This is a genomic window from Streptomyces sp. B21-105 (assembly GCF_036898465.1).
GTDB lineage: Bacteria > Actinomycetota > Actinomycetes > Streptomycetales > Streptomycetaceae > Streptomyces.
Genome location: NZ_JARUMJ010000001.1, coordinates 8,099,092 through 8,111,275 on the forward strand (window position 1 = coordinate 8,099,092; position 12,184 = coordinate 8,111,275).

General features: G+C 71.8%; 11 protein-coding genes and 2 pseudogenes. 9 read left to right on the top strand and 4 right to left on the bottom strand.

What is annotated here, in order from left to right; translation table 11 throughout:
- Positions 1-18: 18 nt before the first annotated feature.
- Positions 19-143 (top strand): annotated as a pseudogene (locus QA802_RS36265) (DJ-1/PfpI family protein); the annotation flags it as partial.
- Here QA802_RS36265 and QA802_RS36270 read toward each other — a convergent pair.
- Positions 130-879: an enoyl-CoA hydratase/isomerase family protein gene (locus QA802_RS36270; RefSeq protein WP_334531916.1), complete on the bottom strand. Its 750-nt coding sequence runs from the start codon at positions 877-879 to the stop codon at positions 130-132. The pseudogene QA802_RS36265 and the gene QA802_RS36270 sit on opposite strands and share 14 nt — an antisense overlap.
- A 301-nt stretch (positions 880-1,180) precedes the next feature.
- Between QA802_RS36270 and QA802_RS36275 the strand changes: the two genes are divergently transcribed.
- Positions 1,181-1,708 carry an ATP-binding protein gene (locus QA802_RS36275; RefSeq protein WP_334535103.1) on the top strand — a complete coding sequence of 176 codons (528 nt, stop codon included), beginning with the start codon at positions 1,181-1,183 and terminating at the stop codon, positions 1,706-1,708.
- A gap of 3 nt (positions 1,709-1,711) precedes the next feature.
- On the opposite strand, the gene idi is transcribed toward QA802_RS36275, so the two are convergent.
- From idi to galE, 3 genes are all read right to left on the bottom strand, one after another.
- Entirely contained in the window at positions 1,712-2,305 is a 594-nt protein-coding gene (idi, locus tag QA802_RS36280) for an isopentenyl-diphosphate Delta-isomerase (RefSeq protein WP_334531919.1), read from the bottom strand.
- 213 nt (positions 2,306-2,518) lie between these two features.
- Positions 2,519-3,454 (bottom strand): cation diffusion facilitator family transporter, encoded by a 936-nt coding sequence (locus tag QA802_RS36285; protein ID WP_334531922.1) that lies wholly within the window; start codon positions 3,452-3,454, stop codon positions 2,519-2,521.
- A 149-nt stretch (positions 3,455-3,603) separates the two neighbouring features.
- Positions 3,604-4,572 carry a UDP-glucose 4-epimerase GalE gene (gene galE, locus QA802_RS36290; protein ID WP_334531924.1) on the bottom strand — a complete coding sequence of 323 codons (969 nt, stop codon included), beginning with the start codon at positions 4,570-4,572 and terminating at the stop codon, positions 3,604-3,606.
- A gap of 330 nt (positions 4,573-4,902) precedes the next feature.
- On the opposite strand from galE, the gene QA802_RS36295 reads away from it, so the two are divergent.
- From QA802_RS36295 to QA802_RS36325, 7 genes and pseudogenes are all read left to right on the top strand, one after another.
- Entirely contained in the window at positions 4,903-6,705 is a 1,803-nt protein-coding gene (locus tag QA802_RS36295; RefSeq protein WP_334531926.1) for a DUF5941 domain-containing protein, read from the top strand.
- On the top strand, positions 6,702-7,454 hold the full coding sequence (locus QA802_RS36300) for a phosphocholine cytidylyltransferase family protein (protein ID WP_334522378.1): 753 nt from the start codon (positions 6,702-6,704) through the stop codon (positions 7,452-7,454). The genes QA802_RS36295 and QA802_RS36300 overlap by 4 nt, the downstream gene beginning before the upstream one ends.
- Positions 7,442-8,503 carry an iron-containing alcohol dehydrogenase family protein gene (locus tag QA802_RS36305; protein WP_334531928.1) on the top strand — a complete coding sequence of 354 codons (1,062 nt, stop codon included), beginning with the start codon at positions 7,442-7,444 and terminating at the stop codon, positions 8,501-8,503. Before QA802_RS36300 ends, QA802_RS36305 begins: the two co-directional genes overlap by 13 nt.
- Positions 8,481-9,260 carry a CDP-alcohol phosphatidyltransferase family protein gene (locus QA802_RS36310; RefSeq protein WP_319171692.1) on the top strand — a complete coding sequence of 260 codons (780 nt, stop codon included), beginning with the start codon at positions 8,481-8,483 and terminating at the stop codon, positions 9,258-9,260. Before QA802_RS36305 ends, QA802_RS36310 begins: the two co-directional genes overlap by 23 nt.
- A 35-nt stretch (positions 9,261-9,295) precedes the next feature.
- Positions 9,296-10,140 (top strand): annotated as a pseudogene (locus QA802_RS36315) (glycosyltransferase family 2 protein).
- Between the two features lie 96 nt (positions 10,141-10,236).
- A complete protein-coding gene (locus QA802_RS36320; RefSeq protein WP_334531932.1) occupies positions 10,237-11,166 on the top strand; it encodes an ABC transporter permease in 930 nt (309 codons plus the stop codon).
- Positions 11,159-11,950 carry an ABC transporter ATP-binding protein gene (locus tag QA802_RS36325; protein ID WP_334531935.1) on the top strand — a complete coding sequence of 264 codons (792 nt, stop codon included), beginning with the start codon at positions 11,159-11,161 and terminating at the stop codon, positions 11,948-11,950. The genes QA802_RS36320 and QA802_RS36325 overlap by 8 nt, the downstream gene beginning before the upstream one ends.
- Positions 11,951-12,184: the final 234 nt, after the last annotated feature.

Genomic DNA, 12,184 nt, shown 5'->3' on the forward strand with positions numbered 1-12,184 from the left:
CGAAGGACCGTCCGCATGGCGCAGGCCGTTCAGCTGGGCGTGGAGTACGACCCGCAGCCCCCTACGACGCGGGCGCCCCGGACGAGGCGCCCGCGCACCTGGTGGACGCGCCGAGGGCCCGCAGCCGCTTCATCCTGAGGTAGTCCAGGTGAAGCGCGGCTCCCGGCGCTGCAGGAACGCGGCGACGCCTTCCGCGGTGTCGCCGTTGCCGCGCGCCTGCGCGCTCCAGTGGGCGTCCCGGTCGGTGCGGCCGTTCGCGAACTCCTTGGCGGCGGCCTGGGTCAGCTGCGAGCGCGACGCCAGCAGGCGGGTGAACTCGTCGACCCGCTCGTCGAGCCCGTCCGCAGGGAGCACCTCGTCGACCAGCCCCGTGCGCAGCGCCCGCTCCGTGTCGATCAACTCGCCGGAGAACAGAAGGTACTTGGCGGTGGCGGGACCCACCAGGGACACCAGTCGCCGGGTGGCGGAGGACGGGTAGACGATCCCGAGCCGGGCCGGGGTCACCCCGAACAGCGCGCCCTCCTCGGCGAACCGCAGGTCGCAGGCGGCGGCGAGCTGGGCGCCGCCGCCGACGCAGTGCCCCCGCACGGCCGCCAGCGTCGGCTTCGGGAACGCCGCCAGGGCCTCCTCGGCCCGCACCGCCAGCGCCTGCGCCTCGTCCGGCGAGTCCTGGAGGGTGGAGATGTCGGCGCCCGCGCAGAAGGTGCCGCCCGCCCCCGTCAGGACGAGCACCCGTACGGCGGGATCGGCGGCCAGGGCGTCCAGCAGCGGGGGCAGCCCCGCCCACATCGCGGCCGTCATCGCATTGCGTTTCGCAGGGTGGTGCAGGACGACGGTGGCGACCGTCTCCGTGACGCCGTGCAGCAGTTCGGGCTCCATGCCCCGGATGCTAACCATCCCGATGGTCCCATGATCACCTCGGCAGCCGGGGACGGAAGCGGCGACGGTGGCAAAGGGAGTCAAAACGGCAAGAGCGCCGCCGCCGGACCACGTACGACCCGAAGAGGGCGCGAAGGCGGCGGGAACGCGAAAGAAACGGTCCTGCACTCGCCCCGGTCTTCCGGAGGCGGTCGATAACGCTCGATAACCGCTGACTTCTGTTCAGCCATCCGGAGCGGACCGCCTCGTTGCCAACATTTCGGACGTGGCGACAATCGAGCGCGAGGGCGGCGACCGGACGATGGACGATCACGGGCGCGGGCCCGACCCACGCCCAGAGGGCGGCCCAGGCGCACTTCCCGAGCCCCCCGCGGAGTCCGCGGAGTCCGTGCCGCGCCCCCTGCCCTACGAGGGCGTCTGGCGGTTCACCGCCTCCGCCGTGGACGCCTCGGTCCCGCAGGCCCGGCACGCCGTCCGGGACCTGCTGTACCGCCAGGGCGTACCGCTCTCCGACGACCTGGTCCAGGGGCTCCTGCTGATCGTCTCCGAGCTGGTGACCAACGCCGTCCGGCACGCGGCCCTGCTGTCGCCGGTGCTCGCCGTGGAGGTCGCCGTCGGAGCCGAGTGGGTGCGGGTCGCCGTGGAGGACGCCCACCCCTACCGCCCGACCGCCCTGGAGGCCGATCACGGCCGCACCGGCGGCCGGGGACTGCTCCTGGTGCGGGAGATCGCCAGGGAGGCGGGCGGGGTGTGCGACGTCGAGCACACGGCGGGCGGCGGCAAGGTGATCTGGGCCGCCCTGCCGCTCAAGCCCGTGCGGACGCCCTGAGCCTCACCAGCCGGCCGAGGGTCCCGTCAGCTCGCGGACCGCGGGCCGTGCCGAGTCCAGGACGGTCATGAACCAGGCGGAGAACGGCTCTTTCGCGTGGCGTTCCGCCAGTTCCGCGGGGGTCACGAAGGCAGTGTCGCCGACCTCGTCCGCCCGCGGTCGCAGCGGGGACTGCACCAGCCCGACGAAGAGGTGGTTGTACTCCTGCTCCACCAAGCCCGATTCCGGGTCCGGATGGTTGTAGCGGACCGTGCCCGCCTCGGCGAGCAACGACGGGGAGACGCCCAGCTCCTCGTGGGTGCGCCGGGCGGCCGCCGCGAACGGCGCCTCGTTCGGGTAGGGGTGGCCGCAGCAGGTGTTGGACCACACCCCGGGGGAGTGGTACTTGCCGAGCGCGCGCTGCTGGAGCAGCAGCCGGCCCCGCTCGTCGAAGAGGAACACGGAGAACGCGCGGTGCAGCTGTCCGGGCGGCTGATGGGCGGCGAGCTTCTCCGCGGTGCCGATCGTGACGCCGTTCTCGTCGACCAGTTCCAGCAGGATCGCTTCAGCGATCCCGGCAGACGAGTCGTGTGTCGCGGTGGCAGGTGTGATCGGCATACCCATCCTTAGCATCGGTTTTCGCGTCCCAGTCTGCCGCACTCGCCCGGCCCTCCCGGCTGTTCGCGGGAAAGCGCGCATGTCCGCGCGCGCGTCCCGTCGGCGCGGCGGGGGACCCCGAAGGCGATCTTGCCCGGCGGCGCGTCCACGGAACCGTACCGAACGGGTGTGCGCATCGAGTCGTGTGCCGCGAGTCGTGTGCCGCGGAAGCCCTCAGTGGCAGAGCCGCGCCTCGTGTTCGGCGTGCCCGCTCGGCTCCAGCTGGAAGGTGCAGTGCTCCACGTCGAAGTGGTCGCCCAGGCAGCCCTGGAGCTCGTGCAGCATCTTCTCGTGGCCGATCGCGTTGAGCGCCTCCGAACTCACCACCACGTGCGCCGACAGCACCGGCATGCCGGAGGTGATCGTCCAGGCGTGCAGGTCGTGGACGTCCTCCACCCCGTCCAGGTCGAGGATGTGGGACCGCACCTCGGCCATGTCGACGTCCTTGGGAGCCGACTCCAGCAGCACGTCGAGCGTCTCGCGCAGCAGCTTCACGGTCCGCGGCACGATCATCAGGCCGATGACCAGGGAGGCGATCGGGTCGGCGGTCTGCCAGCCGGTGGTCAGGATCACCGCCGCCGAGATCAGCACCGTCACCGACCCCAGCGTGTCGGCGGCCACCTCCAGGAACGCCCCGCGCACGTTCAGGCTCTCCGCCTGGCCGCGCATCAGCAGGGCCAGCGAGACCATGTTCGCCACCAGGCCGATCGCGCCGAACCAGAGCATCAGCCCGCCCTCGGTGGCGGCCGGCGTGAGGAACCGCTGGACCGCCTCGTACAGGACGTAGCCGCCCACCCCGAGCAGCAGCAGACAGTTGGCGAGGGCGGCCAGGATCTCGGCGCGGGCGAGCCCGAAGGTGCGGTTCGCGCTCGGCGGCCGGCCCGCGAAGTGGATGGCGAGCAGGGCCATGCCCAGCCCCAGAGCGTCCGTCGCCATGTGCGCCGCGTCCGCGACCAGCGCCAGGGAGTCCGCGAGCACCCCGCCGACGATCTGCACCACCATGACGCCGAGCGTGATCGCCAGAGCGCCGCGCAGCCTGCCGCGGTACGCCGCCGTGGCGGTGCCGGCGGGCGGTGCGTGCGTGTGGCCGTGGTCGTGCCCAGCCCCCATGGATGCAGCCTTCCTGTGGTCCGTGCGCGTGCTGCCCGGGCTCACAGTGAACTACGGGTGGGGGGTATCCGGCAACGCGGCACTGAACACCGTTGTCATGTGCCCTGACCTGCGGAAACGAAGTGCAGGTCAGGGCAGCTCCAGCCGGGTCAGGGGCGGTGCAGCCGCCAGCCCTGCCACGCCGACTCGACCATCTGCCGCACCCCTCGCCGGGCCGTCCACCCCAGTTCCCGGGCCGCCAGTCCCGCCGCGGCCACCGCGCGCGGCGCGTCCCCGGGCCTGCGCCCCTCCACGACCGCCGGGCGGGTGTCGCCGGTGACCTCGCCGATGAGGGTGACCAGCTCGCGCACCGAGACGCCCTCGCCCCGGCCGATGTTCACCGTCAGGTCGCCCGCCGCGTCCGGCGCGCTCAGCCGCCGGGCCGCCGCGAGATGGGCCTCGGCCAGGTCCGCCACGTGGATGTAGTCCCGCACACAGGTGCCGTCCGGCGTCGGATAGTCGGCGCCGAAGATCCGCGGGGCCTCGTCGCGGGTCAGCCGGTCGAAGACCATCGGGACGACGTTGAAGATCCCGGTGTCGGCCAGCTCGGGCGCCGCCGCCCCGGCCACGTTGAAGTAGCGCAGGCACGTCGTCGCGATGCCGTGCGCCTGCCCCGCCGCCCGCACCAGCCACTCCCCGGCGAGCTTGGTCTCGCCGTACGGGTTCACCGGCGCGCACGGGGTGTCCTCGGTGATGAGGTCCACATCGGGATTGCCGTAGACGGCGGCGGAGGAGGAGAACAGGAACCGCCGGATCCCGGCCTCGGCGACCGCCTCGAGCAGTGTGGCGAGACCGCCCACGTTGTCCCGGTAGTAGCGGGTGGGCTGCGCCACCGACTCGCCGACCTGCTTGTGCGCGGCCAGGTGCACCACACCGGTCACGGCGTGCTCCGCGAGGGTCTTGCGGAGCAGGTCGCCGTCGAGCGCAGAGCCCCTGACGAGCGGGACGTCCGCCCCGAGCCGGGCGGTGACGCCGGTCGAGAGGTCGTCCAGCACGACGACCTTTTCTCCGGCCCCCGTCACGGCCCGCGCCACATGGGCCCCAATGTATCCGGCTCCGCCGGTGATCAGCCACGTCATGCCTGTGACCCTATGCCGAGCGTGCGGAAGGCCCGGGCCGTGGGCGCTGTCCCGGATGTCGGATCCGGGGGGCGCGGTTTGTCGGCCGGGCCGCCGATCACCCATGATGATCTCGGCGAAGGCCGGTTCCACCGGGGGCCGGTGGCGCCGGGGGACCGTGTCGGCCGTGCCGGAACGGGCGGTGAACGCGGCCTTCCCGGCATCCGATAGCCTCTGCCGACATGCCGCCCGCCTGGTGCGGCGCCGGTGAGGTCGCCGGTGCAGCCAAGGGGCGCCCCCCCATCGTTCATGACCGGTGTGAAGCGCGCCGGACCCAGGGAGTGAGTTCGGTTGCCGACCGCCATCCTCACCGGCTCGCCGGTCCCCGGATCGTCGATCGAGGGCGACCTGCGGTCCCTCGGCTTCGACGTCCTGACCGCCTCCGACGCCGGTGACGCCGAAGCGCTCCTCGCCGCCGTCCCCGGCGACCAGCGCGTCGCCGTCGTGGATGCCCGCTTCGTCGGCCACGAGCACGCGCTGCGCCTGGGCCTCACCGACCCCCGCTTCCCGCTCGCCGCGATCCCGGGCGCGCTGACCGCGCAACCGGCCGGCCGGCAGGCACTGACCCGCGCGATGGCCCGCGAGAACTCCGCGAGCGGCGGCACCCTGCTGGCCGTCGACAGTCTCGCCGACCGCGTGGTCGCCGCCCTGGACGCCGACGGCGCCGGCGTGCACCGCCCCGAACTGGGCAGCCTCGTCGCGCAGGTGCCCGCCGACCCGCAGACCCGCAACGAGGCCCGGCAGGCTGTGGCCGCCCTGGACGACGAGGCGGTACGGCTGAAGTCGGCCGTCAAGGCCCGCGACGGCTTCTTCACCACCTACTTCATCAGCCCGTACTCCCGCTACATCGCCCGCTGGTGCGCCCGCCGCGGCCTCACCCCGAACCAGGTCACCACCGCCTCGCTGATCACCGCGCTGATCGCGGCGGGCTGCGCGGCCACCGGCACCCGCGGCGGGTTCGTCGCGGCCGGCGTCCTGCTGATCGCCTCCTTCGTCCTGGACTGCACCGACGGCCAGCTCGCGCGCTACTCCCTGCAGTACTCCACGCTGGGCGCCTGGCTCGACGCGACCTTCGACCGGGCCAAGGAGTACGCCTACTACGCGGGCCTCGCCCTGGGAGCGGCCCGCGGCGGCGACGACGTGTGGGCGCTCGCGCTGGGCGCCATGGTCCTGCAGACCTGCCGGCACGTCGTGGACTTCTCCTTCAACGAGGCCAACCACGACGCCACCGCCAACACCAGCCCCACCGCCGCGCTCTCCGACAAGCTCGACAGCGTCGGCTGGACGGTCTGGGTGCGGCGGATGATAGTCCTGCCCATCGGCGAACGATGGGCCATGATCGCCGTCCTCACCGCGGCCACCACACCCCGCATCACCTTCTACGCGCTGCTCGTCGGCTGCGCCTTCGCCGCGACGTACACGACGGCGGGCCGCGTCCTGCGCTCGCTGACCCGCAAGGCCAGGCGGACCGACCGGGCGGCGCAGGCGCTGGCGGACCTCGCGGACAGCGGGCCGCTGACCGAGGCGCTGGTCCGCCTCCTTCCCGGCAGGCCCCGGCCGACCGCGCCCCTCAGCGCCGCCGTGGGCGCCGTCCTGGTCACCCTCGGGGCCTGGATGTGGGGCCCGAGCTGGTGGGTCGTCCTGATGGCCGGCGCGTACGTGCTGGCGTGCGCCGAGGCCGTCACCCATCCCCTCAAGGGCGCCCTCGACTGGCTGATCCCCCCGCTGTTCCGCGCCGCCGAGTACGGCACGGTCCTGATCCTCGCGGCCCGCGCCGACGTGGACGGAGCCCTTCCGGCGGCTTTCGGGCTGGTCGCCGCCGTCGCCTACCATCACTACGACACGGTGTACCGCATCCGCGGCGACGCCGGAGCGCCGCCGGCCTGGCTGGTGCGCACCGTCGGGGGACAGGAGGGGCGGACGCTGCTCGTGGCCGTGCTGGCCGCGCTGCTCACCGCTTCGCAGTTCACGGTCGCGCTCACGGTCCTCGCCGTGGCCGTCGCCGTGCTGGTGCTCCTGGAGAGCATCCGCTTCTGGGTGGCCGCCCACAAGGGCGGCGCTCCCGCCGTACACGATGAAGGAGAACCCGCATGATCGGCCTCGTGCTGGCGGCCGGCGCCGGACGGCGTCTGCGGCCCTACACGGACAGTCTGCCCAAGGCGTTGGTGCCGGTGGGGCCCGCGGGCAGGGAAGGCGAGCCCACGGTCCTGGACCTGACGCTCGGCAACTTCGCCGAGATCGGGCTGACCGAGGTCGCGGTCATCGTCGGCTACCGCAAGGAGGCCGTGTACGCGCGCAAGGCGGCGCTGGAGGCCAAGTACGGCCTCAAGCTCACCCTCATCGACAACGACAAGGCCGAGGAGTGGAACAACGCCTACTCCCTGTGGTGCGGTCGTGACGCTCTCAAGGACGGCGTGATCCTCGCCAACGGCGACACCGTGCACCCGGTGTCCGTGGAGAAGACGCTGCTCGCCGCCCGCGGCGAGGGCAGGAAGATCATCCTCGCGCTGGACACCGTGAAGTCCCTCGCGGACGAGGAGATGAAGGTCGTCGTCGACCCCGAGCGGGGCATGACGAAGATCACCAAGCTGATGGATCCGGCCGAGGCCACCGGCGAGTACATCGGCGTCACCCTCATCGAGGGCGACGCGGCTCCCGAACTGGCCGACGCCCTCAAGGCCGTGTGGGAGACCGACCCGCAGCAGTTCTACGAGCACGGCTACCAGGAGCTGGTGAACCGCGGCTTCCGTATCGACGTGGCGCCGATCGGCGACGTCGAGTGGGTGGAGATCGACAACCACGACGATCTCGCCCGTGGACGGGAGATCGCGTGCCTGTACTGACCCGGCTGATCCCCTCGCCGCTCGTCGTGGACATCCGCCCGGGCGCCCTCGACGACCTCGCGTACGTCCTTGCCGACGAGCGGATCTCGCACTCCGGCAAGCTCGCGGTCGCCGTCAGTTGTGGCTCGGGCGCGCGGCTGCGTGAGCGGCTGGCCGCCTCGATGCCGGACGCCACCTGGTACGAGGTGGGCGGCGGCACGCTGGACGACGCGATCAGGCTGGCCGGCGACATCAAGGCCGGCCACTTCGACGCGGTTGTGGGCCTGGGCGGCGGCAAGATCATCGACTGTGCGAAGTTCGCCGCGGCGCGGGTGGGCCTGCCGCTGGTCGCGGTGCCGACGAACCTCGCGCACGACGGGCTGTGCTCGCCGGTCGCCACCCTCGACAACGACGCGGGCCGCGGCTCCTACGGAGTGCCGAACCCGATCGCCGTGGTGATCGACCTGGACGTCATCCGCGAGGCCCCGGTGCGGTTCGTGCGCGCCGGCATCGGCGACGCGGTGTCCAACATCTCGGCCATCGCGGACTGGGAGCTCGCCAACCGGGTCAGGGGCGAGAAGATCGACGGTCTCGCGGCCGCGATCGCCCGCCAGGCCGGCGAGGCCGTGCTGCGACACCCGGGCGGCATCGGCGACACCGGCTTCCTCCAGGTGCTGGCCGAGGCGCTGGTGCTCAGCGGCATCGCGATGTCGGTGTCGGGCGACTCCCGCCCCTCCTCCGGCGCGTGCCACGAGATCAACCACGCCTTCGACCTGCTCTTCCCCAAGCGGGCCGCCGCCCACGGCGAACAGTGCGGACTCGGCGCGGCCTTCGCGATGTACCTGCGCGGAGCCCACGAGGAGTCGGCCTACATGGCCCAGGTGCTGCGCCGGCACGGACTGCCCGTCCTGCCCGAGGAGATCGGCTTCACGGTGGACGAATTCGTCCGCGCCGTGGAGTTCGCCCCCGAGACCCGGCCCGGCCGCTACACGATCCTCGAACACCTCGACCTCGAGCCCGACCAGATCAAGGACGTCTACACCGAATATGTCAAGGCCATCGGTAGCTGAACTCAGACCGGTCGTCCACCCCCCGGGGGTGAAGGACCGTCGCAGCGGTGAGCACTGGATGGGACGCCTCTACATGCGTGAGGTGTCCCTGCGGGTGGACCGCTGCCTGGTGAACACCAGGGTCACGCCCAACCAGCTCACGTATCTGATGACCGTCTTCGGGGTGCTCGCGGCCCCGGCCCTGCTGGTGCCGGGAATCACGGGCGCCGTGCTCGGCGTGGTCTGCGTCCAGATGTACCTGCTGCTGGACTGTGTGGACGGCGAGATCGCGCGCTGGAAGAAGCAGTACTCGCTGGCCGGGGTCTACCTGGACCGGGTCGGCGCGTACCTGACCGACGCGGCGGTGCTCGTCGGCTTCGGTCTGCGCGCCGCCGACCTGTGGGGCGGCGGGCGGATCGACTGGCTGTGGGCCTTCCTCGGCACGCTGGCCGCGCTCGGCGCGATCCTGATCAAGGCGGAGACCGACCTCGTCGGCGTCGCCCGGCACCAGGGCGGGCTGCCTCCGGTCAAGGAGGCGGCGTCCGAGCCGCGCTCCTCCGGCATGGCGCTGGCCCGCCGGGCCGCCGCGGCGCTCAAATTCCACCGGCTGATCCTCGGCATCGAGGCGTCCCTGCTCATCCTGGTCCTGGCCGTGGTCGACCAGGTGCGCGGCGACCTGTTCTTCTCCCGTCTCGGCGTGGCCGTGCTGGCCGGCATCGCGCTCCTGCAGACGCTGCTGCACCTGGTGTCCATCCTCGCCTCGAGCAGGCTCAAGTGAGCGCGGCGGCGAAGGTCGGCGCGGTCGTCATCACCATGGGCAACCGCCCCGACGAGCTGCGCGCCCTGCTCGACTCGATCGCCGGGCAGGACGGCGACCGGGTGGAGGTGGTCGTGGTCGGCAACGGCGCGCCCGTCCCGGACGTCCCCGAGGGCGTGCGCACGATCGAGCTGCCCGAGAACCTCGGCATCCCCGGCGGCCGCAACGTGGGCATCGAGGCCTTCGGGCCCGGCGGCCGCGACGTCGACGTCCTGCTCTTCCTGGACGACGACGGACTGCTGGCCCACACGGACACGGCCGAGCTGTGCCGCCGGGCCTTCGACGCCGATCCGGAACTGGGCATCATCAGCTTCCGGATCGCCGACCCGGACACCGGCGTCACCCAGCGCCGCCACGTGCCCCGGCTGCGCGCCTCCGACCCGATGCGCTCGTCCCGGGTCACCACCTTCCTCGGCGGCGCGAACGCCGTCCGCACGAAGGTGCTCGCGCAGGTCGGCGGTCTCCCCGGCGAGTTCTTCTACGCCCATGAGGAGACCGACCTGGCGTGGCGGGCGCTCGACGCGGGCTGGATGATCGACTACCGGTCGGACATGGTGCTGCACCACCCGACGACCGCGCCCTCGCGGCACGCGGTGTACCACCGCATGGTGGCCCGCAACCGGGTGTGGCTGGCCCGCCGGAACCTTCCCGCCCCGCTGGTCCCGGTCTACCTCGGGTCTGGATGGCGCTCACGTTGGTCCGCCGCCCCTCGGGGCCGGCCCTGAAGGCGTGGTTCGGCGGTTTCCGGGAGGGCTGGAGCACTTCCTGCGGGCCGCGCAGGCCCATGAAGTGGCGTACGGTGTGGCGGCTGACCCGACTGGGCCGGCCTCCGGTGATCTGACAAGCTCGTCCCTGAGGGCCCCGGGACGTAACCCGGGCCCCCGGCTCATGCGGGTCCCCCAGGGGCTGCGCATTCCGAAGACGAAGGTTCCTACCTGTGAGTGAGACAACGCATGACGTCGGAGTCGCCGTGAGCGCGCTTCCGTCGCCCGACGAGGGCCTCACGGCGGCGCAGCTGGCAGCCAAGTACGGGCTGGCCGTGAGCGGCGCCCGGCCTCCGCTGCGGGAGTACGTCCGCCAGCTGTGGGGGCGCCGTCACTTCATCCTGGCGTTCTCCCGGGCGAAGCTGGCCGCGCAGTACAGCCAGGCCAAGCTGGGCCAGCTGTGGCAGGTGGCCACGCCCTTGCTGAACGCTGCCGTGTACTTCGTGATCTTCGGCGTTCTCCTCAACACCAGCCGCGGAATGCCCAAGGACGTGTACATCCCGTTCCTGGTCACCGGTGTCTTCGTGTTCACCTTCACGCAGACCTCGGTGATGAGCGGCGTCCGGGCGATCTCCGGCAACCTCAGTCTGGTGCGCGCGCTGCACTTCCCGCGTGCCTCGCTGCCGATCTCCCTCGCGCTGCAGCAGCTCCAGCAACTGCTGTACTCGATGCTGGTGCTGTTCGCCGTGGTGATCGGCATGGGCAGCTACCCGGACCTGTCCTGGGCGCTGATCGTCCCCGTGCTCGCCCTGCAGTTCTGCTTCAACATCGGCCTGGCGCTGGTGTTCGCGCGGGCCGGCGCCAAGACCCCCGACCTGGCGCAGTTGATGCCGTTCGTGATGCGGACGTGGATGTACGCCTCCGGCGTGATGTTCTCCATCCCCGTCTTCCTCGCGGACAAGCCGCAGTGGGTGGCGAACGTCCTGCAGTGGAACCCCGCCGCCATCTACATGGACCTCATGCGCTTCGCGCTCATCGAAAAGTACGGCGCGGAGAACCTGCCCGACCATGTCTGGGCGGTCGCGGGCGGCTGGGCGGTCCTCATGGCCGTCGGCGGGTTCGTGTACTTCTGGAAGGCGGAGGAGAGGTACGGCCGTGGTTGATCCGCTTCCGGGAGACCAGGCGGGACGCAGGGTCCCGACGGTCATCGCCGACCAGGTCCACATCGTCTACCGCGTCAACGGCGCGAAGAGCGGGAAGGGCAGCGCCACCGCCGCCCTCAGCCGTATCGTCAAGCGCGGCGAGGAGCGCGGCGTGCGCAGGGTGCACGCGGTGCGCGGCGTCTCCTTCGTCGCCCACCGGGGCGAGGCGATCGGCCTGATCGGCTCCAACGGCTCGGGCAAGTCCACCCTGCTGCGCGCCATCGCCGGGCTGCTGCCGCCGGAGAGCGGCAAGGTCTACACCGACGGCCAGCCCTCGCTGCTGGGCGTCAACGCCGCGATGATGAACGACCTCACCGGCGAACGCAACGTCATCCTGGGCGGTCTGGCCATGGGCATGTCCCGTGAGGAGATCAGGGAGCGCTACCAGGGGATCGTCGACTTCTCGGGCATCAACGAGAAGGGCGACTTCATCAGCCTGCCGATGCGTACCTACTCCTCCGGCATGCAGGCCCGGCTGCGGTTCTCCATCGCCGCGGCCAAGAACCACGACGTCCTGATGATCGACGAGGCCCTCGCCACCGGCGACGCCAAGTTCCGCAGGCGCTCCGAGGCGCGGGTGCGGGAGCTGCGCGAGCAGGCCGGCACGGTGTTCCTGGTCAGCCACAGCAACCAGTCGATCAGGGACACCTGCGACCGGGTGCTCTGGCTGGAGCGTGGTGAACTGCGCCTGGACGGGCCGACCGAAGAGGTCCTGCGGGAGTACGAGAAGTTCTCGGGCAAGTAGGGCGTGCTGCGAAAGTCCTGACGCGGGGCCCCGCCGGAAGAGTCCGGCGGGGCCCCGCGTCTGCAAAGGAAGCGTCAACTCCCGCGCCCGCAAGGAATCTTGACGCCGATCGGTGTGTTGTTGTGATGTGCAGGACACCCCTGCGCACCTCGCTGCGTTGTACAACGTAAGCTGGACCGGTCCCGAAACGCGTCAAGTGGGGCGATAACGCTCAGCCCCAAGGCCGGGGCCCCG

What these genes read in the sequence shown, in the direction of transcription:
- QA802_RS36270 (WP_334531916.1), bottom strand. Translation starts at nt 879, where the DNA reads ATGGAGCCCGAACTGCTGCACGGCGTCACGGAGACGGTCGCCACCGTC.
- QA802_RS36275 (WP_334535103.1), top strand. Translation starts at nt 1,181, where the DNA reads ATGGACGATCACGGGCGCGGGCCCGACCCACGCCCAGAGGGCGGCCCA.
- idi (WP_334531919.1), bottom strand. Translation starts at nt 2,305, where the DNA reads ATGCCGATCACACCTGCCACCGCGACACACGACTCGTCTGCCGGGATC.
- QA802_RS36285 (WP_334531922.1), bottom strand. Translation starts at nt 3,454, where the DNA reads ATGGGGGCTGGGCACGACCACGGCCACACGCACGCACCGCCCGCCGGC.
- galE (WP_334531924.1), bottom strand. Translation starts at nt 4,572, where the DNA reads ATGACGTGGCTGATCACCGGCGGAGCCGGATACATTGGGGCCCATGTG.
- QA802_RS36300 (WP_334522378.1), top strand. Translation starts at nt 6,702, where the DNA reads ATGATCGGCCTCGTGCTGGCGGCCGGCGCCGGACGGCGTCTGCGGCCC.
- QA802_RS36310 (WP_319171692.1), top strand. Translation starts at nt 8,481, where the DNA reads ATGTCAAGGCCATCGGTAGCTGAACTCAGACCGGTCGTCCACCCCCCG.